This window comes from Corynebacterium sp. KPL2680 (genome assembly GCF_040225675.1).
GTDB classification, from domain to species: domain Bacteria; phylum Actinomycetota; class Actinomycetes; order Mycobacteriales; family Mycobacteriaceae; genus Corynebacterium; species Corynebacterium rhinophilum.
This window is the reverse complement of the sequence record NZ_JBEHFM010000013.1, coordinates 32,359-53,408: the sequence shown is the minus strand read 5'-3', so window position 1 is coordinate 53,408 and position 21,050 is coordinate 32,359. Positions and strand designations below refer to the sequence as shown.

General features: G+C 59.5%; 16 protein-coding genes. 7 read left to right on the top strand and 9 right to left on the bottom strand.

The window, feature by feature from the left end; all coding sequences use genetic code 11:
- Window positions 1-29: 29 nt before the first annotated feature.
- From trpA to ABRP66_RS07855, 6 genes are read right to left on the bottom strand one after another with little or no spacing between them, the layout of a single operon-like run.
- Window positions 30-872 (bottom strand): tryptophan synthase subunit alpha, encoded by an 843-nt coding sequence (gene trpA / locus ABRP66_RS07880; protein ID WP_284783133.1) that lies wholly within the window; start codon window positions 870-872, stop codon window positions 30-32.
- 2 nt (window positions 873-874) lie between these two features.
- Window positions 875-2,077 (bottom strand): tryptophan synthase subunit beta, encoded by a 1,203-nt coding sequence (gene trpB / locus ABRP66_RS07875; RefSeq protein WP_284783135.1) that lies wholly within the window; start codon window positions 2,075-2,077, stop codon window positions 875-877.
- 2 nt (window positions 2,078-2,079) lie between these two features.
- Window positions 2,080-3,507, bottom strand: a complete 1,428-nt coding sequence (trpCF, locus tag ABRP66_RS07870) for a bifunctional indole-3-glycerol-phosphate synthase TrpC/phosphoribosylanthranilate isomerase TrpF (protein ID WP_284770806.1) — start codon at window positions 3,505-3,507, stop codon at window positions 2,080-2,082.
- A 23-nt stretch (window positions 3,508-3,530) separates the two neighbouring features.
- Window positions 3,531-4,550: an anthranilate phosphoribosyltransferase gene (trpD, locus tag ABRP66_RS07865; RefSeq protein WP_284770807.1), complete on the bottom strand. Its 1,020-nt coding sequence runs from the start codon at window positions 4,548-4,550 to the stop codon at window positions 3,531-3,533.
- Window positions 4,550-5,197, bottom strand: coding sequence for an anthranilate synthase component II (locus tag ABRP66_RS07860; RefSeq protein ID WP_284783140.1), 648 nt, complete (start codon window positions 5,195-5,197; stop codon window positions 4,550-4,552). The genes trpD and ABRP66_RS07860 overlap by 1 nt, the downstream gene beginning before the upstream one ends.
- Window positions 5,194-6,720, bottom strand: a complete 1,527-nt coding sequence (locus ABRP66_RS07855; protein WP_284852478.1) for an anthranilate synthase component 1 — start codon at window positions 6,718-6,720, stop codon at window positions 5,194-5,196. The genes ABRP66_RS07860 and ABRP66_RS07855 overlap by 4 nt, the downstream gene beginning before the upstream one ends.
- Before the next feature lie 310 nt (window positions 6,721-7,030).
- On the opposite strand from ABRP66_RS07855, the gene ABRP66_RS07850 reads away from it, so the two are divergent.
- Window positions 7,031-8,506: an NAD-dependent succinate-semialdehyde dehydrogenase gene (locus tag ABRP66_RS07850; protein WP_349838543.1), complete on the top strand. Its 1,476-nt coding sequence runs from the start codon at window positions 7,031-7,033 to the stop codon at window positions 8,504-8,506.
- Between the two features lie 239 nt (window positions 8,507-8,745).
- Entirely contained in the window at window positions 8,746-9,909 is a 1,164-nt protein-coding gene (locus tag ABRP66_RS07845) for an MFS transporter (RefSeq protein WP_284783176.1), read from the top strand.
- A 26-nt stretch (window positions 9,910-9,935) separates the two neighbouring features.
- Here ABRP66_RS07845 and ABRP66_RS07840 read toward each other — a convergent pair whose 3' ends face one another.
- From ABRP66_RS07840 to ABRP66_RS07830, 3 genes are all read right to left on the bottom strand, one after another.
- On the bottom strand, window positions 9,936-10,568 hold the full coding sequence (locus ABRP66_RS07840; protein WP_284783142.1) for an MOSC domain-containing protein: 633 nt from the start codon (window positions 10,566-10,568) through the stop codon (window positions 9,936-9,938).
- Window position 10,569: 1 nt separating this feature from the next.
- Entirely contained in the window at window positions 10,570-13,155 is a 2,586-nt protein-coding gene (locus ABRP66_RS07835; RefSeq protein ID WP_349838542.1) for a hypothetical protein, read from the bottom strand.
- A gap of 267 nt (window positions 13,156-13,422) precedes the next feature.
- Window positions 13,423-14,853 carry an alkaline phosphatase gene (locus ABRP66_RS07830; protein WP_284785343.1) on the bottom strand — a complete coding sequence of 477 codons (1,431 nt, stop codon included), beginning with the start codon at window positions 14,851-14,853 and terminating at the stop codon, window positions 13,423-13,425.
- A gap of 321 nt (window positions 14,854-15,174) precedes the next feature.
- Between ABRP66_RS07830 and leuS the strand changes: the two genes are divergently transcribed.
- From leuS to ABRP66_RS07805, 5 genes are all read left to right on the top strand, one after another.
- A complete protein-coding gene (gene leuS / locus ABRP66_RS07825) occupies window positions 15,175-18,021 on the top strand; it encodes a leucine--tRNA ligase (RefSeq protein WP_284853898.1) in 2,847 nt (948 codons plus the stop codon).
- Window positions 18,022-18,024: 3 nt separating this feature from the next.
- Window positions 18,025-18,759, top strand: a complete 735-nt coding sequence (locus ABRP66_RS07820; protein ID WP_349838541.1) for a metal-dependent transcriptional regulator — start codon at window positions 18,025-18,027, stop codon at window positions 18,757-18,759.
- Window positions 18,760-18,894: 135 nt separating this feature from the next.
- Entirely contained in the window at window positions 18,895-19,383 is a 489-nt protein-coding gene (nrdI, locus tag ABRP66_RS07815) for a class Ib ribonucleoside-diphosphate reductase assembly flavoprotein NrdI (protein ID WP_284770816.1), read from the top strand.
- 40 nt (window positions 19,384-19,423) lie between these two features.
- Window positions 19,424-20,437 carry a class 1b ribonucleoside-diphosphate reductase subunit beta gene (gene nrdF / locus ABRP66_RS07810; protein ID WP_284770817.1) on the top strand — a complete coding sequence of 338 codons (1,014 nt, stop codon included), beginning with the start codon at window positions 19,424-19,426 and terminating at the stop codon, window positions 20,435-20,437.
- Window positions 20,438-20,471: 34 nt separating this feature from the next.
- The gene (locus tag ABRP66_RS07805) at window positions 20,472-21,038 is read left to right on the top strand and encodes an NADPH-dependent FMN reductase (protein ID WP_284770818.1); all 567 of its coding nucleotides are present in this window, start codon (window positions 20,472-20,474) and stop codon (window positions 21,036-21,038) included.
- The last annotated feature ends 12 nt before the right edge of the window (window positions 21,039-21,050 follow it).

Here is a 21,050-nt window from a genome sequence, read left to right as displayed (position 1 = left end):
TTTTTGTGGCGCCACCGTTCGGACGCGCCCTATTTCTTGGTCGCTTCCTTCATCCCGGCGATGAATTCGGTCAGCTCCGCATGCAAGGCATTCGCATCATTGATCGTCCCGGCGGCACCGGTTTCACGTGAAACATGGCGGTCGATAATCTTGGTAATGGCGGAGCCGGTAATGGCGCCCGCAGCGTTTGCAGCGATGGCTTCGGCGACGTGCTGTGGCGAAGAAATACCGAAACCGAGCAGCACCGGTGGACCATCGAAGCGCTGAATGCTGGCAACCACCTCATCGAGGCCAGTGGTCTCAGATTCTTTCTCGGTTCCCGTCACGCCATCGCGGGAGATCGCGTAAATATATCCCTGTGAATGCTTGGCGACGCCGGCAAGCGTGCGTTCAGCGGCCCGCGCGGGTGCGATGAAGATGGGGTCGATTTCAGCTTCCTTTGCCGCGGCAATGAAAGGGGCGCCTTCGCGCACGGGGACATCGGGAAGCAAAATGCTATCGGCACCAGCTTCCGCGAACTCCGCATAGAATTGCTCCACCCCGCGGGCGAAGGCAACGTTGCCATAGATCAACATGCCGATGGGCAGATCAGGGAACTCCGTGCGAATCGTCCGCACCTGCTCCAAAGCACTATCAAGGGTTGCTCCCCCATCGAGGGCGCGGATATGGGAGGCCTGGATGGTTGGGCCATCCGCCACTGGATCGGAGAAGGGGACGCCGAGCTCCAGGGCGTCCGCCCCGGCGACGACTGCGGTGCGGATGATATCCAGGCTAGCCTCAGGAGTTGGATCGTCCAGCATGATGAAAGGTACAAACGCGCCTTCCTTCTTCTCACTCAACGCGGCAAAAAGTTTATCGTAACGGCTGCCCATGATTAGTTCTCCTTGAGTTGCAGTTCGGGCTGGGAATCCAGGGTGTGGCGGACATGGTCGATGTCCTTATCGCCCCGGCCGGAAAGTGATACGAGGATGGTGATGTCCTCGTCCTTGCGCTTCAGTGCATAGGCCAGGGCGTGGGAGGATTCGAGGGCGGGAATGATGCCCTCCTTTTTGGACAACAGTTGGAAGGCCTGTAGAGCCTCTGCATCTGTGATCCCCACATATTTAGCGCGACCGGTGGCGTGCAGGTGCGCGTGCTGTGGGCCCACGCCGGGGTAATCCAAGCCGGCGGAAATGGAATAGGATTCTTCCACCTGGCCGTCAGAATTGCGCATGAGGTAACTGCGCGCGCCGTGGAGGATGCCCACGGTGCCGTTGTTAATGGTGGCACCGTGTTCCCCGGAATCGAGGCCCGCGCCGCCTGGCTCAGCACCTACCAATTCCACTTCTTCTTCGTCGATGAAATCTGCGAACATGCCGATTGCGTTGGAACCGCCGCCCACACAGGCGACGACGAGATCGGGCAGGCTGCCCGTCTTCTCGAGGAGCTGCGCCTTGGCCTCGGTGGAGATGACGCGGTGGAATTCACGCACAATCGTGGGAAATGGGTGTGGGCCGGCGGCGGTGCCGAGTAGGTAGTGCGATTCATGGAAAGTAGCGGTCCAATCGCGCAGCGCCTCGTTGACGGCATCCTTCAACGTCCCGGAGCCGGTATCGACGGGGATGACCTTTGCGCCCATGAGTTCCATGCGGAAGACGTTGGGTTGCTGGCGCTGGACATCCTTGGCGCCCATGTAGACCACACACTCGAGATCGAGCAGCGCACAGGCCAAAGCGGTCGCCGTGCCGTGCTGGCCCGCGCCGGTCTCGGCGATGATTCGCTTCTTGCCCATGCGCTTAGCCAAAAGGGCTTGGCCAAGCACCTGGTTCGTCTTATGGGCCCCGCCGTGGACGAGGTCCTCGCGCTTCAAGAAAATCCGCGCATTGCCGCCGAGCTTCTTAACCTCGGTGACGGGGGTCGGACGGCCTAGGTAATCGCGCAGCAATCCGGCGAGTTCTTCGCGGAAGCTGGGATCATTCTGGGCATCGACAAAAGCCTGCTCCAATTGATCCAATGCGGGGATGAGGGATTCCGGAACGTATTGTCCGCCGAATTCCCCGAAGTATGCGGGAAGGAGTGTTTCACGTGAATCGGGCATGGTTAATCTTTCTTGTCAGGTTCATTGAATAATCGGATGGTGCGGAAGGCTTGAGAAATCAGGGCGGCGTCTTTGTCCCCGGGGTGTGTTTCTAATCCCGAGTTCAGGTCGAGCCCCGCTGTTCCCACTTGGAGCGCGCCATCCAGGTTGTCGAGGTTGAGGCCACCGGCCAACAAGCTGTGGGCTTTGATGTCGTCCGGGATTTCTGACCAATCAAAGCTGCGTCCGGTCCCTCCCCTACCCGAGTCGAGCACGAGGCGGTCAACCCGTCCGGCAAGCTGCGGCGCCATTTCTACCCACTGGGGGTTGGTCATATCGATGGCCCGCCAGACTAATTCTGCGTCGGTGTCCGCGAGGGCCGCGCGGGTACGGTCGATGAAAGCTAGCTCTCCATCCACGCTGCCTTGGAATGGGGCGTGCAACTGAATTCCGGACAGCCCACGGGTTGCCGCTATCTCTCGCAATTCGGCGGGGTCGTCGCTGCGGCTCACTGCTACGAAATCCAAGTCGGGTTCGGCGGCGATGATTTCCTCGGCGGTTTCACGTGAAACATTTCGCGGGGAATCTGGGGCGAAGATGAGCCCTCCGTAGCGGGCACCGGAGGCGCGGGCGGCTTGGGCGGTGGAGGCGGCGGTGAGTCCGCAGACCTTATTCGCACCGAAGAGCAGATCCCGGGCGGCGCGGTCGATGTCCTTGTGGGAGGTCAGTTGGGAGCCGACGAGGAAGGCGTTGGCGTGGGCGCCTAAACGTCGGACGGTGTGGTTATCGCGAATGCCGGATTCGGAAACGACCACTTTATTGTCAGGCACGTACCCGGCGAGTTGCTCGGTGCGGGAGAGATCGATGCTCAAGTCATGGAGGTTGCGGTTATTAATACCGATGATCTCCACCCCGAAGGACAGGGCGCGGTCCACCTCTTCCTTGGTGATGGCTTCAGTGAGAACGTCGAGCCCTAACTTATCTGCCAAAGCCTTCAGCTGCGCAAAGGTCTCATCATCCACGATGGACATCATGAGCAAAATTGCATCCGCGCCGTAGTAGCGCGCGGCATAAACCTGAATCGGATCGACGATGAAATCCTTGCACAATACCGGCAGGTGTGTGGACTGGGCCACGGTCTGGAGGTGATCGTAATCCCCGCCGAACCGCTCGGGCTCGCACAGTACGGAAATTGCATCCGCATAGCGGGAATAGATGCGCGCGATATCGCCGGGGCGGTAATCCTCGCGAATCATTCCGAGGGATGGCGACGCAGATTTGCACTCCATGATGAAGCGGTTAGTGCCATTGAGCGCGGCAAAAAGCGAACAACGGGACGGCTCAAGCCTGTCTACGTCTACGTGCGCGATGCGTTCGCGAATGCCGGCAAGGTTTGTGCGGCGCTGAGCCACAATCCCCTCGAGCACCGTCGGCAGTTTCTCTTCTGTCATTTCTTATCCCTAGTGTGGTTTCTTTAGTATTCGGCTTCCTCGTGGGTGCGCAGCCAGCGGTCCACGTCCCCGCTATCGATGAGCCCCTTGGCGTGCGCGACGCCCTCCGCAATCGTTGCCGCGGTGCCACCCAGATAAAACATCGCTCCAGCCGATGCCGCGACCGCATCATAGTGCGCCGGCTTACCCGAGCCATTAAAGATGGCGCGCACGTGCTCGGCATTATCTTGTCCGTCGCCGCCGGCGAGCTCACTGAGCTCATGCTTGGCGATGCCCAGCGCCTCCGGCGTTAGCTCATAGTGCGAAATTTCGCCGTCCTTTAGTTCCCAGACCTGTGTGGTGCCGTGGGTAGCGATTTCATCGGTACCCGCACCGTGGACGACGAGCGCCCGTGTGCGCCCCAGCTCCCGGAAAACTTCCGCGATCATGGGGCCTTGTGCTGGGTTGGCGATGCCCATGATCTGAAGCTCGGGGCGGCCCGGGGAGAGCAAGGGCCCCAAGGTATTGAAAATGGTGGAGACCCCGAGCGCCTTGCGCACCGGTTGCACGTGGGCCACGGCCGGGTTGTAGGCCGGAGCAAAGAGGAAGGTGAAGTTGGAGGCTTCGAACTGCCGGACGGCGCGATCCACGTCGAGGTCCAGCGGAATATTCAGTGCCTCAAGCACGTCGGCAGAACCGGACTTGGAGGAGACGGATCGATTGCCGTGCTTGACCATCCTCACTCCCCCAGCGGCGGCGACTAAGGAGGCGGCTGTCGTGATATTGATGGTATTCGCGCCATCGCCGCCCGTCCCCGCGGAGTCCATGAGTCCCTTTCCGGTAATGGGAAATGGGTGGCCAACTTTCAGGAACGCCTTGGCGGCGCCCGTAATATCCGCGAGGGTCTCGCCGCGGGTGCGGATATGTGTAAGCAGCGCGGAGATTTGAATATCGTCGTAATCGCCCACGGCAACTGGGGTGAAGACCTCGGTGGCCTCCTCCACGGTGGGCGCGGGATTATCCAGGAAGGCTTGCAGTGTTTTCAGCGGGCTCTGGTTCGTCATTAGTCTTTTAGCTCCATAGTGGGGTGAGTGGATAGTCGGTGAATGCAACGGTTCAGCATGTCTGGGCCACGAGGAGAAAGAATCGACTCTGGGTGGAATTGCATCCCCAGCGCCATGCCATCGTCCGTTTCGGCCGCCATCGCGATGGTGCCGATACCCGCCTTCGTCTCCGCGAGCACCCGCATGCCGGCCGGCACCTGCGTGCACCCCAAGGAGTGATACCGCGCCACCGGGACCTGGGTACCGGGGACGCCGGGCTGGGCGGGGTCGGCATCGGTGGCTAGGCCGGCGAAGACTGGGTGGGCGGTGCCGGCATCGGTAAGCGTCATGGGCATGGACTTACCGTGCACCGGCCCGCAGGGCCCTACCCCGCCCCCGTGGTATTCCAGTAGCGCCTGGAAACCTAGGCAGACGCCGAGGATGGGGATGGTGCCCAAGGTGGCATCGATAAGCTCCATCATGCAGCCAGCATCGCGCGGATGCCCAGGGCCCGGGGAAAGCACAATAATATCGGGCTCGGCTGCGAGCACCTCCGCGACGGAGACGCTGTTGCGGTAGACGGTGGTGCGGTAGCCGGCGAGGGTGTCGACGAGGTTATAGACAAAGGAATCGTGGTTATCGAGCAGAACCACATGCGGCGAATTCATCGCTGTACCTCCAGGGTGGCGTTGTGCGCGAGGGCAATGGCGTGGAGAACGGCATAGGCCTTGTGCAGGGTTTCATCGGCTTCGGATTGCGGGACGGAATCGTGCACCACCCCGGCACCGGCTTGAACAGCAGCCGTACTGCGGTGCACGAAGGCGGAGCGAATGACAATGCAGGTATCCATGGCGCCATCGCCGCGCAGGTACCCCACTGCGCCGCCGTAGGAGCCACGGCGTTTGTGTTCGGCTTGGCGGATGAGCTCGCTGGCGCGTAGCTTGGGCGCGCCGGTCAACGTTCCCATGTTCATGCAGGCGCGGTAGGCATCGAGGGCATCGAAGTCTTTGTGCAAGGTGGCGGTCACGCGGGAGACCAAGTGCATGACCCGCGAGTAGCGGTCTACTTGGAGCAAGTCTGCTACCCGCCGCGTGCCGGGTTCTGCTACGCGGGCGAGATCATTGCGGGCGAGATCTACCAGCATGGTGTGCTCGGCTAGCTCCTTGGTGTCCGTGCGCATTTCGAGTTCGTTGCGAATATCTAATTCATCATTGATGGTGCCGTCCGGGTTGAGCCCGCGGGGTCTGGTTCCGGCAATGGGATAGAGCTCAACCTGCCGCGTCTCTGGGTCAAACTTCAAATTGGACTCCGGTGATGCGCCGAAAAGCTCGTAATCTTCTCCCCGGAGATAGAACATATACGGCGAAGGATTGGTCTCACGGAGCTGGCGGTAGGCCGCGAAGGCATCGGGGCAGTCCACGGTGAATGCGCGGGCGGGGACAACTTGGTAAATATCGCCGGAATCAATATTGCCCTTGAGCCGCGTTACCTGTTCGCAAAACGCGGCATCGTCAATATCCGCGGTTGCAGTCAAGGTTCCCGCGGGCTGGTTGGGCGCTGGATTCTTTACCTCGGCCACGGGTGTCCCGGCGAGCGCATCGAGCGTGTCTTCCAAGCGGGCTCGGTCGATATCCCAGCCCTCTACGTGCGCCGTCTGCGTTAGGTGGTCCACCGCGAGGACGGTTTGGGCGACGAGGAATTCATAATCGGGAAACTTATTGGGCCCCTCGCCTACCTCAGGTAAGTTTTCAAAAGTGGCCAAATAGTCATAGGCAAACCCGCCGGCGACGAAGGGCAATAGGGGCGAGGAATAGGAATCATCGCGCTGCAGCGCGCGGAGGATATCCGCCGTCGATTCATCTAGGAGCCGTTGCCGTTCATCGGACTCGTTGGAGGGCGAGAACTCAAAAACAATTTCCGTGGTTTCACGTGAAACAATCCGGTCTGTAAAGCGCGATTGCAGCATGGTGATGAGCTGCTCCCCCGCTGGGCTGAGCGCCAGGACGCGAACCCGCTGGCCGGTGCAGGTGACTTTTGCCGCGGCATCAAGCACGGCCAAGCACGTGAGGCTCTTCTTGGTTTCAATATCAGCGCTTTCCAATAATAAGGAATCGCTCGATCGCGCCAAGCTATGAAATAGCGCTGAGGCATCCCGGCAATAGGCAATATCGCGGGTGGCGGTGTATGTCATTGCAGTGCCCTTTCAGGAGTAACTGAGGAACGGAGTGCGAGGGACCCGAGGTATCCGCGAGCAAAGGCACTGAAAACGCCGAAAGGCCCGCAGAATGCGAGCCTAAAAATGGGTTGCGAAGAAAGGCCCGCGAGTTACGCGCGCCACCACCAACGAGTAGTCATTTTCTTCATGGGCACTAGCCTAGCCTAAATTTCTATAGCGCGGAAGAAACAAGTGAAAAATATTCAATCGGTATCTAATAAGTGGTCTTCGCGTCCGTTAAGGGTAATGTGGTGCAGGTCTATATCTTCAAGAAAGGTGACGATAAGTGAGTATTAATATCGAAGAGGTAATTGCAAAGGTTCCCACCCAATTGCTTATCGGTGGTGAGTGGCGCGATTCCACCTCCGGTGAGACTTTTGACGTAGAAAACCCAGCGACGGGCGAGACGCTGGCGACGCTGTCTTCCGCAAACTCGGATGATGCGATTGCTGCCCTCGACGCTGCCTGTGCCGTGCAGGATGAATGGGCACGCACCACACCGCGCGAGCGCGCGGAGATTCTGCGCCGAGCATTCGATCTAGTACAGGAGCGGGCGGATGAATTCGCAGCACTGATGACACTAGAGATGGGTAAGCCCTTCGCGGAAGCTAAGGGTGAGGTCACTTATGGCGGCGAGTTCCTGCGTTGGTTCAGTGAGGAAACGGTGCGCGATTACGGTCGCGCCGCGACCGTTCCAGAAGGCACGCTGCGGATGATCACTCGCCGCAAGCCGGTGGGTCCCTGCCTCTTGATCACCCCGTGGAACTTCCCGTTGGCCATGGCTACCCGCAAGGTCGCTCCCGCGGTGGCAGCAGGCTGCACGATGGTGCTCAAGCCGGCCAAGCTGACTCCCCTGACTGCGCAGTACTTTGCGCAGACCATGATCGATGCTGGGCTTCCAAAGGGCGTGCTTAACGTCGTTGCCGGTAAGTCTGCATCTGCAATTTCGGAGCCATTGCTTGCCGATGACCGCTTGCGCAAGCTTTCCTTCACTGGTTCTACCCCAGTGGGTCGGACCCTTTTGAAGGGCGCGGCCGATAATGTGCTGCGTACCTCCATGGAACTGGGCGGCAATGCCCCATTCATTGTCTTTGAGGACGCAGATATTGACCAAGCAGTCCAGGGTGCGATGGGCGCCAAGATGCGCAATATTGGCGAGGCCTGCACCGCGGCTAACCGCTTCTTGGTCCACGAGTCTGTTGCCGAGGAGTTCTCCGAGAAGCTCGTTGCGGAATTCGAGAAGCTCAATTTGGGCAATGGCATGGACGAAGGTGTTACCTGCGGTCCGCTCGTCGAGTCCAAGGCTTTGGAGAGCATTGCGGCACTGGTGGACGATGCTGCAGAAAAGGGCGCTACCATCGCCACCGGCGGTAAGCGCGGGGATGGCGCCGGCTACTTCTACGAGCCAACAGTGATTACCAATGTTTCACGTGAAACACGCGTCGCCCAGGAAGAGATCTTCGGCCCAGTCGCCCCGATTATCGCCTTCAGCACCGAGGAAGAAGCGCTCGAGATCGCCAACGATACCGAGTACGGTTTGGCGTCTTACGTCTTTACCGAGAATTCCGACCGCCTGTGGCGCATCGCCGATGGCCTAGAGTTCGGCCTGATGGGCTTCAACGCCGGCGTTATCTCTAACGCCGCTGCCCCCTTCGGTGGCGTCAAGCAATCCGGAATGGGCCGCGAGGGTGGCGCGGAAGGTATCGAGGAATACACCTCCGTGCAGTACCTGGGCATCCGCGACCCTTATGCCAACGCTTAGGCCTTCAATCGGCAACGCAATCACTGTTTAGAGCGCGCTTATAACCGTGTTTGATTAAACATTTAAGTGCCAGCGGCGTATACTCACTCCCCGCATAATTGTGATTGCTTTCCTTCTCCCCGCACGCGGCCCTTTTGGGGCCGTGCGCGGTTGGGAGGATTTTTTATTTTTAATTGGAGTGAGTCTTGTCAACAACGAATTCAGCGGCTCAGCCGCCATTGGTTACACCCACGTTCCTGTTGGCGTGGGTGGCTAATTTTGGCCAGTTTCTTGTCTTCTACTTAACGGTAACGACCATGGCCCTGTATGCCGTCGAAAGCTTCGGGGCCTCCGATACCGTCAGCGGCTTTGCCTCTAGCGCCTTTGTTTTGGGTGCGACGTTCATGCGCATCTTCTCTGGCTGGTTGGTGGACCGCGTGGGGCAAAAGCGCGCCGCCCTGACCTCGCTGGCTTTTGTCAGTATCGTGACGGTGGGCTATTTCGTGGTCCATAACGTGGCCGTCCTCATCCTCGTGCGGCTGCTTCACGGCGCAGGCTATGCGTTGACCTCTACGGCGCTCATGGCCGTTGCGCAGTCCGTCATCCCCCAACAGCGCCGCGCGGAGGGCACCGGCTACTTCGCCCTCGGCACTACACTTGCCACCGCCTTTGGCCCGGCAGTGGGCTTGTTCTTGGCCAATAATATTGGCTACAACACCCTCTTTGGGGTCGCCCTGGGATCCAATATCGTCTCCCTCGTGCTGGCGCTCGTATTGCGCTACCCGGCGGAGCTCGATGAAGAAAAGCCCGCTTTCAAGCTGCGCAATGCCGTGCACCCCAACGTGGTGCCCATTGGTATTTTCATGCTCCTGGTGGGCATCGCCTACTCCGGCGTGGTCACCTATCTCAACGCCTATGCGCGCGAAGAGGACCTGGCCACCGGCGCCGGCCTCTTTTTCATCGGCTACGCCGTAGTCATGCTCATCATGCGCTTCTTCTTGGGCCGCATCCAGGACCACAAAGGCGATAATTCGGTCATGTACCTGGGCCTGGTGTCCTTCGCCATCGCCCTTATCATCATGGGCTTTCCCAGCAATGACGTCATGCTCGTGGTCGCGGGTGCATTTACGGGCATGGGATACGGCACGCTAAGCCCCGCCTGCCAGGCCATCTCGGTGCGCTCTGTATCGGCCGCACAGATAGGCGCGGGCATCTCCACGATGTTCCTCTTGATGGACTTCGGCATCGGCCTCGCCCCCTTCGGGCTTGGCCCCATCGTGAGTGCCACTGGCTTCGATACGATGTACCTCATCCTCGCCGGCCTCATCGTCGTCGCGGCGGTGTACTACTACATGGTGCACGGCCGCTACCCCAAGGCGAAGGCGCCCGTTATCAGCGCCGCAGAGGGCGCGCAGGCGGCCTAAAGCGGCACAGGTATTTGGCTCCGGGTTTATACCCGGAGCTTTTTTGCGTGCTGGGGCGGCAAGCACTTGGCATCGACCACGCGCCGAGCCAGTGCCCGGTCCCCCATCTTGGCCGCAAAAGCCATGCGCATGGTGATATCGTGCGCGGGAGCGGGGCCGCAGGTGATGGCATCTCCAGCAGAAATGCGCCCGGGCGAAATGACGCGGAAGTACACGCCGCAATCGCCGCGCGCGGTCCACCGCTTGAGCCAGCCCTTTTCCTGGACCCAGCCGGAAAAGGTTGCGCATGGCTGGCGGGGTACGGAGACCTCGAGCGTGGTCGTGCCGATGTGGAGGCGTTGGTTGATAAGCAGCGCAGAGAGATCAATGCCGCGCGTAGTGAGGTTTTCCCCAAAGGCCCCTGAATCCAGCGTGCGGCCCAGCGAATCCTCCCAATAATCCAGTTCCTCGCGGGCATAGGCATAGACCGCTTTGTCACTTCCACCGTGGTGCTCGCTATCGCCGATAGAATCGCCGCGCACGCCAGAGCCATCGCCGTAATTGGGGCCAGGTGCGGAAATATCGATGAAGTCTTGCGGGCGCTTGTCGATGCCCGAAAACTCATGCCTCCCGCTCGGATCCGGCCTGCGTACGGCGACGTTGGTGGAAATAACCTGCATATCAGTCACTGTAGTCGCGGGTAAGGGCCTCCGCAGTGAGAATATCCCGGTAAAACAGCTCAGGAGCCAGCGAGACCGCCTCCGCGAGCTGCGGGAGGGCATTATCTAGCGCGGAGGCCACGGCCGCATCCGTCAGCTTCCCATTGGCCACCCCACGTGCGGCGATGGCAAAGACATAAGAAATAAACGGCATCCAGGCAGAGCCGCCAAGATCAGTGTTTCCATCCCCAAAGGCGTCCAGGGCGAGCAGCGTGTGCAATACCGACTTATCTACGCCCAATTGCTGCAGCGTCACCCGCAATTGCAGCGCGGTAGTGCGCAGGTTGGACATGGTCCCCAGGCGGGTCAGCGCCAAGTCGTTATCGAAGCATTCGCGCAGCGCGGCGATGCGGTGGGCGTCATCGCACAGCTGCGCGCTGTCAGTAGCGGGCGTTGGGGCCTCGCCGGTGGCGCTCATGAGCAGCATAGGGCGGGTGACATCGTCTACTCCCGTGGTGGCCGTCCGCCACAGCGAGGGGGAACCGGAGTGTTCCACGTGGGCCTGGTTGGCATCGGCAAGCGCGGTGAGCACGGAAGAAGGTTCCGCGGCCTCTTTCCCATCGCTACTAAAGGAACGGGTAATCAGGCCCGTGCGCACCAACGCGCGCATGCGCTGGCCGCGCTCGAAGTCCACCTGCATGAGCGCATCAAGGCTGGCGCGCGGATCGGCCTCGATGTTCTTGATAACGCCCTCGAAGGTCTCCTTGGCCTTGGGAGCGAGGCGGCGCAGGGCGGCATAGTTCTCCCACGTGCCGGCGGTATTCTCGCTCTCGCCGTCGTGGAAGATGATAAGCGAGCTTGCCGGTGGGTACTGCGGGGCGGCGAGATCGCTGGCCGGTTCATCCTCGCGGAAGTCCACGATGAGATCGCCAGCCTCGTGCAATTCCTCCGGTAGCTCGAAGCCCTCCTCCACCGGCTCCAAGGGCAGCGGCTCGCTGGCGGGGTTGCCAAGCGGCCACGCCCAGGCCAAAAGCTCCACTTCTTCTTCGTGGGTTTGCTCGGGTATCAAGATGCCATCTTCGATGGTGGCGCGGGCGACCAGCGGCGCCTTGCGCACCGTGGCGATGGCGGCATAGATCAGATCGTTTGCCGCGGTTGCCTCGTATTCCATCACGCGGCGGTCCATGCTGCGCTTGAGGTGCGCCGCGCGCTCCTTATCCGGCAGGCCCTCCAAATACTCCTCATAGGACAGTGTGGACCACAGGAGGTAGAGCTCCAGCGAGGACTTCTTGGTCAGCGCGGCCTTGAGGGCGCGATTCGGCACGGAGAGCGTGGTCGTCGCCTCCGTCGAACCATTGGCGGTCACAAGATCCCGGATCTTCTGGTTCTTATCAATGACCACGAATTTCGACAGGGGTAGCGGCTCCGGCGAGTGCACCGTAAACAGCGCATCCGCATCCAGCTGATCCGCCAGGATGACCTGCTTATCCATATAATCCACGGGCTCGGCCGCGGTGCGCTTCACGCGCGTGCGGATGGTCGCCGGAATGACCTCAAAGGTCAGCTCGTAGCCGGCCTCGCTGCTGATGGTTTCCTCGCGCACCGATTCGTCTTCGCCAAATACGCGTTGGCCCTTCTCCATGTGAATGGGCTTATCGGGGGACGAGGCCAAGGCATAGCTAAACGGCGAGAGGTTACCCAGGGCGTCGATGAAGCGGAAGTTGGTGCCGCGGGGCCCCTCGTTCTTGGAGCGCATGTGGAGGGTTTCGGCAAAGTTGAGATAGTGGACATCGACAAGCTCCTCGCCCTTGTACAGGCTAAAGCGATACCGGCCCACCCAAGGGTCTTCGAAGACGTCACCGGGTAGGACTTCATGGATTCCCTCCGGCAGCTCATCTTCTAAGATTTCTTCTTCTTCCCCACCGATGGGGACATAGGTCAGCTGCAGGTGAAGTGGGGTATTGACCAAGAGGCGCGGGGATTTCGTGTACACCAGCTCGCCGTCCAGCCCGCGCGCGTTGGGCAGGGACTTGACCGCCATATCCCAGGAAAAATCCGCGCTCTCCGCAACGGTGATGGTGGCCTTGTCTTGGCGCGGCACAGCGATGGAGAAGGAATCTTCTGCCGCTACCTCAAGGATGGACCAGCCTTCCCACGCGCCATGCGGGCGCGGCTGGTTCTCCGGGGCAGGTGTTAGCTGCGTGCCGTTCGGCGCGATGAAGGTATACGCGCCCTGCGGGATGGGCTGCGTGCTATCGACGGGCCGGTGCGCGGAATCGAGCAGCAGGCCGCCATTGGCAATACCCGCAAACTCCAGCGTTTGTTCCGCAAACGTTACGGCAAGGTGGGTAAAGGCCTGCGGCATGGACACCCACAGGCCAGGTTCCTCACTGGCGACGTAATAAAACTTGCGGCTGACCTCCGTGCCATCCAGCAACTGCGTGGTCACGGTCCATTGGGGGTCTTCCGGTTCATAGGCCGCGCTCACGGCTGGCAGGTAAAGCTCTAAAGTATCGGTATCCGGCGCGAGGTGAAGATGCGGAACCCCCTGAAAAACCGCCGCGTCTAGAAAAGATGATAGCTGGCTACGAAACTTCTCCTGGCTCATTTACACCAGCCTAGATCATTTTTGAAAAGATGTGGATTCTGCAGGCAGGGGGCAAAAAGAAGGCTTTCACCACCGAGGGTGATGAAAGCCTTTGCGCGCGATTGATCGCGTGGACTAGTGGAAGAAGTTCCGCCAAGCATTCGGGTTGATGGTGATGATGCCCAGCTTTGCGCCAAGAAGGCAATGGCCCCGATGGCTAGAGAGGCGATACCGGCACCCGCGATGCCGGCGAGGAGCCCGCTCTTGGAGGAGCCGTCACCGCCGTTGTCATTGTTGCCGGGGCTGATCGGATGCAGAATCGTCTGCCTGCTCGTTTCCGCCCTGGTCATCATGCTTTATCCACCATTCATTCAAGGTGAGCTTGGCCAAGGTGGTGTTATCGATGTAGTCACCGCGCACGGGGTCGGTGTGGGTGGCCTTCGCGCGAAGGGCCTCAGAGCCAGCACCCTTGAAGAAGAATGGGACGAGCTGATTGGTGTGCTGCGTGGAGTACCACTGGTGACCAGAGGGCAGGGTGTTGCCACCGCCACCATTCATGGAGTTGAACTTGCCGTCTGAGCGCTCATTGGCGCCGGAGAGGTATCCCGTTTCGTGGTCAGCGGTAACGACCAGCAGGGTCTCGTCCCAGGAGGAGTTTTCTTCTACCCAGTCGATGGCGGCATCGACGGACTTATTGAAGTCCTGTACCTCTTCGATATCGCGGGCGGATTCGTTGCCGTGGCCGCTCCAGTCGATGGCACCGCCTTCGATCATGACGTGGAAGCCCTCGTCATTTTGGCCCAGTGCGTTGAGGGCGCCGGTGGTCATGGTGGGAAGATCCACGACTTCGTTGAAGGGAATGTCAAAAGGTTCCGCGGACTCGCCGGTGCGCCCCTGCTGCAAGGTAGAGGCCACAGGGGCCAGGCCGAAGTACTTCTCCCCCGCGGCGACATCGCCTTGGGCCAAAGCCTCAAATTGCTCCTTGGTTTCTGCGTAGTTCCAGTCGGACTCGCCGGACGATAGCTTGTTGTAGACCTCTTCAGATAGGTACTTGTACTTGGCCTCATCCTTCTTCTTATTGTCATCGTCGTAGAACGGGTGGCCGGCACCCATGATGACATCGAGATCAGAGTTGAACATCTCATCCGCAATCTCCAGGTAGTTACCGCGGGAAATGTTGTGTGCCGCCCAGGCAGCCGGGGTGGCGTGGCTAAACGGCACGGAGGAGACCACGCCGGCGGACTTTCCGGCCTTCTTGGCGCGCTCGGAGGTGTTTTCCTGCTCGTGGCCGTAATCGTTCACGCCCAGCTTGCCGTTATCGGTCTTCACGCCGGTGAACATGGCGGTGCCGGCGGCAGAGGAATCGGTGTATCCCTTATCCACGTACTCGTGGGTTGCCCACGCCTTTTGTGGGTCATAGGAAGAGTTATTTGGGTAAGTGGTCATGGACAGGCGGTTGAAGTCTTCGAAGCGCTGCACGGATTCGCCATCGAGTTCTTCTGGTCCTTCGGCGCTAAATGCGCCATCGACCAGGTACTTGGACTGGCCGGTTTCGTAGAGGTTATTAAACGCCACGTGGCCGTAGCCCATGCCATCACCAATCATGTAGATGATGTTCTTTGGGCCCTGGGATTCGGCGGCGGTGGCTGGAGCAATTGCGCCAGCGGTAGCTACGGTCGTGGCTACGGCAGCGGCGCCAATGCGGAGAGAAGTGCGCATGAATTGTTTTTTATGGAGGTGAGAGACGAAGAGATGGTGGCCCTGCAAACAAGAGAGAAATCACCCAGACATGGCTGGGTGCAAAGCCTTGAGTTGAAGATAAAGGCGCGATTCAACCACGAAAGGAACTGCGCGTTAATAGTTCCTAAACACTGCCGGAACATCCCGTAGCGCGCCTTACTCTTTGCCCCACTCCCCCGCACTCACCGCAGGAGTCGTGTCAAGGAATTTCGCCTGGCTACCGGTACGGCGCCGAATTAGTGAAGCAAAACCCACCTCTGCCTACCCCGCGCCGGGTTGGGGCTATTACACTGTGTGTTTATGACTAAACCGAGCGATTCCACGTCGTACCGCTACACCCCTGAGCTGGCGAACCAGATCGAAAAGACTTGGCAGCAGTATTGGAAGGACCACGAGACCTTTAACGCGCCGAACCCAGTCGGTTCGCTAGCCACGGGTGCGGGCGAGCTGCCCAAGGAAAAGCTCAACGTGCAGGACATGTTCCCCTACCCTTCCGGTGCGGGCCTGCACGTGGGGCACCCGTTTGGTTATATCGCCACCGATACCTATGCCCGCTATAACCGCATGCTGGGCAAGAACGTGCTGCACACCATGGGCTACGATGCCTTCGGCTTGCCGGCCGAGCAGTACGCCATCCAGACCGGTACGCACCCGCGGACCACCACGATGGCCAATATCGACAACATGCGCCGCCAGCTGGGCATGCTGGGCTTGGGCCACGATCCGCGGCGCTCGGTGGAATCCACGGATCCTGAGTTCTTTAAGTGGACCCAGTGGATCTTCCTGCAGATTTATAACTCCTGGTTCGATGAAGAGCAGCAAAAGGCTCGCCCCATTGCTGAGCTCATCAAGGAATTAGAGGCCAATAAGCGCACCACCAAGGACGGGCGCTACTACGAGGATTTGTCCCCGCAGGAAAAAGCCCAGGCAGTCGATGAGTTCCGCCTGGTCTACCTGTCCAATTCCACGGTGAATTGGTGCCCGGGCTTGGGTACCGTCTTGGCCAACGAGGAAGTCACCGCGGAGGGCAAGTCTGAGCGCGGCAACTTCCCGGTCTTCCGCAAGAACCTGTCCCAGTGGATGATGCGCATTACCGCGTATTCGGATCGTTTGCTCGATGATCTGGAGCTGCTGGATTGGCCGGAGAAGGTTAAGTCCATGCAGCGCAATTGGATTGGCCGTTCCCGCGGCGCGGAGGTAACTTTCCCCGCGGAAGGCTACGGCATCGACGTGTTTACCACGCGCCCAGATACGCTCTTTGGCGCGGAGTACGTGGTTTTGGCGCCGGAGCATGAGCTTGTCGATGCCCTCTTGTCCCCCATCCCTTACGACGATGACGTGGACGAGCGCTGGACCTACGGCAACGATGACCCGAAGGAAGCCGTCGAGTCCTACCGCGCGGATATCGCGGCGAAGTCGGACCTGGAGCGCCAGGAAAATAAGGAAAAGACCGGTGTATTCCTGGGCACCTATGCCACCAATCCGGTCAATGGCAAGCAGATCCCGATTTTCATCGCGGACTACGTGTTGACCGGCTACGGTACCGGCGCCATTATGGCGGTGCCCGCGCACGATACGCGTGACTATGCGTTTGCCCAGGCCTTTGGGCTGCCGATTACGGAGGTTGTCTCCGGCGGCAATATCGAAGAAGAAGCCTGGACCGAGGACGGCGCATTGGTGAACTCCGCCAACGATAGGGGCCTGGATCTCAATGGCCTGAATAAGGCGGAGGCCATCGCCCAGGCCATCGAATGGCTGGAAAAGGACGGCTCCGGTCGCGGCAAGATTCAGTACAAGCTGCGCGACTGGCTCTTCGCTCGCCAGCGCTACTGGGGCGAGCCCTTCCCCATCGTCTATGACAAGGATGGCATGGCCCACCCGTTGCCAGAGTCGATGCTGCCGGTTGAGCTGCCCGAGGTGGAAGACTACAAGCCGGCCTCCTTCGATCCAGAAGATAAGGACTCGGAGCCACAGCCGCCGTTGGCCAAGGTCCGCGACTGGGTAGAGGTAGAGCTGGACTTGGGCGATGGCCCGCAGACCTACTACCGCGATACCAACGTTATGCCCCAGTGGGCGGGTTCTTCCTGGTACCAGCTGCGCTATATCGATCCCCGCAATAGCGAGGCCTTCTGCGATATTGAAAACGAGCGCTACTGGACCGGCCCGCGCCCAGATGAGCACGGTGCGAACGATCCGGGCGGTGTAGATCTGTACGTCGGCGGCGTCGAGCACGCCGTGTTGCACCTGCTCTACGCCCGCTTCTGGCACAAGGCGCTTTTTGACCTGGGCTTTGTCAGCTCGCAGGAGCCGTATCGCCGCCTGTACAACCAGGGCTATATTCAGGCCTACGCCTACACCGATTCCCGCGGTGTGTATGTCCCTGCCGCAGAGGTAGAGGAAAAGGACGGCAAGTTCTACTACAACGGCGAGGAGGTCAACCAGGAGTACGGCAAGATGGGCAAGTCCCTGAAAAACGCCGTGGCCCCGGATGATATCTGCCGCGACTTCGGTGCCGATACCCTGCGCGTGTACGAAATGTCCATGGGTCCGTTGGATACCTCCCGCCCGTGGGCGACCAAGGACGTCGTCGGTTCGCAGCGCTTCCTGCAGCGCCTGTGGCGCCTGGCCATCAATGAGGACACCGGTGAATTGGCTACTACCGATGCCGAGCTCACCCAGGATGACCTAAAACAGCTGCACCGCACCATTGCTGGCGTGCGCGATGATTACGAGAACCTGCGCCTGAACACGGTCGTGGCCAAGCTCATCGAGTACGTCAACTATCTGACCAAGACCTACCGCACCGAGGCTCCGCGCGCGGCGGTGGAGCCCATCGCGCAGCTGGTCTCTCCCATCGCCCCGCACATTGCGGAGGAACTGTGGCAGCGCTTTGGCCACGATGAGACCATCACCTACGAGCCACTCCCCTCTTTTGAGGAGAAATACCTGGTAGATGATGAGATTCAGGTGCCAGTCCAGATCAACGGCAAGGTTAAGTCCCGCATCAACGTCGCGGTCGATGCTGACCAAGACACCGTATTCGAGGCTGCTTTTGCCGATGCCAAGGTGGCTGACCTTACCTCCGGCAAGAACGTGGTGAAGAAGATCTACGTTCCCGGCCGGATGGTGAACCTGGTGGTTAAGTAACCAATGAGCGTGGACGTCTCGGGCCTTTCGCCATCCAATCAGGACTACCTCAAGGCCCTGTTTAAGCTGGGCGAATGGCACGACGACCCCGTGACGGTAAAGATGCTCGCCCAGCACATAGGCGTACGGCTCTCCAGCGCGTCTGATGCGGTGCGGAGGCTCGAGAAAAAGGGCCTCGTCACCCATATGCCGTATGGCGCCATCGGGCTGAGTACCGAGGGGCGTGCCTTTGCCCTCGCCATGGTGCGGCGGCACCGCCTCATCGAAACCTTCCTGGTGGAATCCCTGCACTACCGCTGGGACCAGGTCCACGCGGAAGCCGAGCAATTGGAGCACTGCGTCTCCGATTTCTTCCTAGAGCGCATAGACGCTGAGCTGGGATTTCCGCGCCGCGATCCGCATGGAGACCCCATCCCCAGCGCCGCGGGCGGCTACCCCGCGGACTATGCCGCGACCCCGGCATCCGAGCCAGGGGATCTGCGCAAACTCAGCGATCTGGAGCCCGGTGAGGCGGGCATAGTCGATCGCATTAGTGATGTGGACGCCGATCTGCTGCGCTTTTTTAGCGAGAATAACCTGACCATCGGCGCTGCCGTGAGCGTGCAAGGCAGCCAGCCGTATTCCGGCGGAATGGCCGTGCGCGTAGAGGGCAACCAGAACGAGCATGCCCAGAATGAAGATGCCGCGGCTTTCTCCCTGAGCTCCCAGGCAGCCCGCGCCGTGTGGGTGCGCATATAACTTTCCTGCCCCTTCCCTTCTGAAGGGAGGGGTATTTGCGCATGTCAATAGTGGTTAGTTGCGACGTAGTTAAAAGTACGTTAGATCTGTAGTTGTAGCAGAAAGTGCGCTTCGGCGCAGCCACTAAGGAGCGAGATGACTAAAGCCTCGACGCCACCCTGCGGCATTAATACCGCCGCTAATCTTGTGTATTTTTCTTCGGTCAGTGAAAATACCCACCGTTTCGTCCACAAGCTGGGGTTTCCAGCGGCACGCATCCCTCTGCGTCCGAAGCGTGAAGGAATGCTCTATGTCACCGAGCCTTTTGTGCTCATCGTCCCCACCTACGGCGGCGGCAATATCAAGGCGGCAATTCCGGTGCAGGTGCGCCAATTCCTCAACGTTCCGGAAAACCGTGCACTCTTGCGCGGCGTCATTACCTCAGGAAATACCAATTTTGGCGAGGCCTTTTGCTGCGCTGGGCCACAAATCGCCCGAAAGTGCGGGGTGCCAGAGCTCTACCGCTTTGAGCTGCTCGGTACTGACCGCGATGTTGCCCGCGTACGGGAGGGTTTGCAGGACTTCTTTGCGCACCACCTCTACCCCACCGCACACGAGTCCACCGCACACGCGTCCATTCCCTGATGTCTAAGGACGCCTAAGAAAAAGAAACGAGAAAACATCGATGAAATATCAAGAGCTCATTGAGCGATCCCAAACCCCGCCGCATTTTCGCCACGATGCTTCCACCCCGTTACGCCCGGTGAATTGGAATCGCATCTGGGATGACAAGGACCTGGAGGTGTGGAACCGCCTGACCTCGAATTTCTGGTTGCCGGAAAAGGTCCCGCTCTCCAATGACCGCAATGACTGGTCGCGCATGGATCCAGCCGAACGCGATCTCACCATTCGCGTTTTTACCGGCCTGACGCTACTGGATACCGTGCAGGCCACCGTGGGAGAAATCAGCCAGATTCAAGATGCCCGGACTGAGCATGAGGAGGCCGTTTATACCAATATCGCCTTCATGCAGGCGGTACACGCGCGGAGCTATTCCTCAATCTTTTCTACCCTGGCCAGCACCGAAGAGATTGAGAAATCCTATGCGTGGGCCGTGGATAACCCAGTGCTGCAACAGCGCGCGACCAGTGTCATGGTGCATTACTATGGCGATGACCCACTAAAGCGCAAGGTTGCCTCGACCCTCTTGTCCTCCTTGCTGCTTTACGCCGGCTTCTATCTTCCGCTGCACTTTAGCGTGCACGGAAAGCTGACCAATACGGCAGACATGATCAGGCTCATCCTGCGGGATAAGGCGGTCCACGGCTACTACTCCGGATATAAGTTCCAGCGGGGATTGGATCACGCCACGGAAGCTCGCCGCGAGGACATGCGGGAATTTACCTTTGACTTGGTGCGCGAGCTCTATGACCTGGAGATGCGCTATTCCGGCGAGCTCTATGAACCGTACGGGCTTATGGATGATGTCGCGACGTTCGTGCGCTACAACGCCAATAAAGCCTTGATGAATTTGGGCTATCCCAACCTCTTCCCGTACGAGGAATGTCAGGTCAACCCAAAAATCCTCGCGGCACTCACGCCAGGTTCGGATGAAAACCACGATTTCTTTTCGGGTTCGGGGTCCTCTTATATCATCGGCAAAGCTGTAGAGACCTCCGATGCCGACTGGGATTTCTAAAACCACTAAGTCTCCACACGAAAGGACACATATCATGAAACTTCTTGTACTCGTCGGCAGCCTGCGGCGGGAAAGCATTGCGAAAAAGATCGCCAACCATGCCATGGAACTGGTCCCCGAGCACGTTGAGTGCCAGCGCTACGACCTGCGTGACCTCCCGCTCTATGATTTCGACTACGACGATCCTGGCGTGGCGGATAAACCCACGCCGGAAGCGTACACCGATTTCCGCAATGCAATTAAGGATGCGGACGCGATTTTGTTCGTCACCAGCGAAAACAACCGGACCATCCCGGCGTGCTTAAAAAATGCCATCGATATCGGATCCAAACCCAATTCCGATGTGTCCTGGAAGAATAAGCCAGCTGGCATCATTAGCCACTCCGTGGGCCGCATGGGTGGGTATTCCTCCCACAAGAACGTGCGCCTAGCACTGTCCTACTTCGACATGCCGATGCCCGGTCAGCCCGAGGTATTCTTGGGCAATTCACCCCAGCTCATTGGTGAAGACGGAAAGATCGAGCCGTCCAGCACCATCGAGTTTGTAAAGGACTACCTCGAGCGCCTTGTAGCCTTGGTACCTGCGGCTCCGCAACAGTAGGAGCTACCTTCT